Raw genomic sequence first — 1,288 nt, forward strand, 5'->3', positions numbered from 1 at the left:
GTCCGTGGGAGGCACCGTCGACGACGTGGACGAGCAGGCACGCGCCTCGGCGATGCTGGCCCACTCATTCAGGCTGTTGCCCTGGAACGTGACGCGGACGCGCCGCGTGTTGATGGTGGGGAAGCTGTACGTCTCCGCGGCGGCCGTCTTGCCGCTGCTCTTGCCCGAATAGACCTGTGTATAGGTATAGCCATCCGGTGAGACCGAGACGAAGAAGTCATTCGCGCGGAGGTTGCCCTGATGCCACGCGACGGAGACGCCGGCGACCTTTTGGATGGAGCCCAAATCGTAGTCAATCCAGGAGCCCTTGCCGAGGCGGCTCCACCGGGTGCCCAGGTTGGAATCCATGGTATTGGCCGGAACGTTTCCGTCATGGCCATTGGAAATCACCGACCGGGCCGTCAGCTGGGTGCAGCCCGTCGTCGTCAGCGCCGCGGCGCTGACCGTCTGGTTGTCGGGGGCATCGAATTCAATGGGGGACGCGCCGGATTCGGGGGAGACATCTTCCGGGGCGCCACAGCCCGTGCCGCTCATACCGAGCAGCGTTCCAACCAGCAGGAGGGTCTTCTTCATGGGGGGCTCTCTGGGAACTAAAGACAGACAGGTGGTGACTCCGCGCCGTGGGGGGACGGGCGGGTGGTGTTTGGCTTTGCTAGGCGGGCTTCTCCAAGGTCACGGCGGGTGATTGCCGTGTCGTGCTCTCAACGAGCATCCGCCAAAAGTATTTCGTATTCAACACGTGATTTCGAGCTCGCCTGCTCGCCAGGCGCCGCGCGGGGCGTACCTTGTTGCTGTTTCATCTGGCCTGATTGGAATTGTTTGTCATTGTGCGACGCGGGCGCTGGAGGCGCGCTGGGCGTGAGGCTTTCCATGCACTGCGCGCCTGGGTGGGCGCCGGAGTGCACTGCGACGCGGGTCGGGGGTGTGCGGTGGGGAGCGAACAGTCCCACACCCCTGGCGACCGGAGGCGCGAGGTGCGTGCAGGCGCTACAACACCCCGGGTCGTACCGGCGACGCGAAGGACCGGCGCTCGACTCACACAGCGTCATCCTTCAGGGAGGTGGCCATGAACCCGGCTTCGGGCTCGTGCGTTGCGTGTGGGGCGCGTTTCCTGGGAGGTGTACTGGCGTGTCCTCGGAGCGCGGCGGGGGGACCCCGGGACGCGCCGGTCCGCCGGTGGGCGCCTGGGTTGTGCCACCCGCCGCTGGTGGGCCGCGTCGCGGTGCTGAAGCGACTGGTGGGGCTGGCGGAGGACGTGCGGCGCGGGCTGGGACGTGCGGTGTGGTTG

1 protein-coding gene is annotated in these 1,288 nt (G+C 66.8%); it reads right to left on the reverse strand.

The annotated features are described in order from the left end of the window. Positions 1–573, reverse strand: a 573-nt coding sequence (locus G4D87_RS37875; protein WP_163787608.1) for a discoidin domain-containing protein, incomplete at its 3' end; no start/stop codon positions are given. Positions 574–1,288: the final 715 nt, after the last annotated feature.

Source organism: Myxococcus vastator, assembly GCF_010894475.1.
Taxonomy (GTDB): Bacteria; Myxococcota; Myxococcia; order Myxococcales; family Myxococcaceae; genus Myxococcus; species Myxococcus vastator.